At 56.4% G+C, this 873-nt stretch carries 2 protein-coding genes; both read right to left on the bottom strand.

Annotated features, from left to right (window positions below; translation table 11 throughout):
* Nucleotides 1-101: 101 nt before the first annotated feature.
* Nucleotides 102-362: a type III secretion system export apparatus subunit SctS gene (sctS, locus tag TU76_RS23905; protein ID WP_048352628.1), complete on the bottom strand. Its 261-nt coding sequence runs from the start codon at nucleotides 360-362 to the stop codon at nucleotides 102-104.
* Nucleotides 363-369: 7 nt separating this feature from the next.
* The coding region (gene sctR / locus TU76_RS23900; protein ID WP_048352627.1) for a type III secretion system export apparatus subunit SctR at nucleotides 370-873 on the bottom strand (504 nt) is incomplete at its 5' end.

Here is an 873-nt window from a genome sequence, read left to right as displayed (position 1 = left end):
CCGGTGTCAGGTAAAAGCACGGATGAAGGCGAGCCATCGCAATGGCAATACTGGGCAGGAACTCAAGGTACGAAGCAGGTAACGTCATGTCCGGCCCCCCTTTAGAGCGCAGAACGCGCAGCCATGTCGAAGGTCAGTTGGGTCAATTGCATCAACTCAACCCCGACCCAGTGCCCGGTTAACGCCAGCGTGATCCCCACTGCCACCAGCTTGATACCGAAGGGTAAAGTCTGATCCTGAATCTGCATCAATGCCTGGACCAGTGAGGTCAGTACACCGACAACCACCGCCACGATCAGCGGTGGCGCAGACAGCACCACCACCAGCAGCATGCCCTGTTTAAACAGCAGAATAGGCTCCATAGGGGCCTCACACGTAAGACAGGAAAAGACTGTCGAGCAGACGCGTCCACCCCGACACCAGTACAAACAGCAGCAACTTGAGCGGCAATGAGATTGTCATGGGCGACACCATTTGCATCCCGAGGGCCAGCAGCAGATTCGACACAATCAGGTCAATGACAATGAACGGGATATAGATCAGAAACCAGATCTCGAAACCCGCCTGCAACTGTGACAACACAAAGGCCGGCACCAGCAGGATCAGATCATCGCGATCAACGTGTTGCGCCATGTGCGCAGGCCACAGGCGCGCAGTGTTATCCAGCAGGTGGGTCAGTACATCAGGTGCCGTATTGCGCAGCATAAAGGCCCGCAAGGGTTGCAAGGCCTGCAGGCCGCTGTCTTGCAAGGCCTGCACGCTACTGAGGTCGATCGGCGACTGCTTGAGGTTTTCAGAGATTTCATAACCCACCGGGGCCATCACAAACAATGTCGCGGCCAGTGCGATGCCATACAGCGCAATGCTTGGAGG

The sequence above is a fragment of the Pseudomonas psychrophila genome, assembly GCF_001043005.1.
Classification (GTDB): Bacteria; Pseudomonadota; Gammaproteobacteria; order Pseudomonadales; family Pseudomonadaceae; genus Aquipseudomonas; species Aquipseudomonas psychrophila.
The sequence above is the reverse complement of the archived record's forward strand: the minus strand, read 5'-3'. Positions and strand labels throughout refer to the sequence as shown.

What these genes read in the sequence shown, in the direction of transcription:
- sctS (WP_048352628.1), bottom strand. Translation starts at nt 362, where the DNA reads ATGGAGCCTATTCTGCTGTTTAAACAGGGCATGCTGCTGGTGGTGGTG.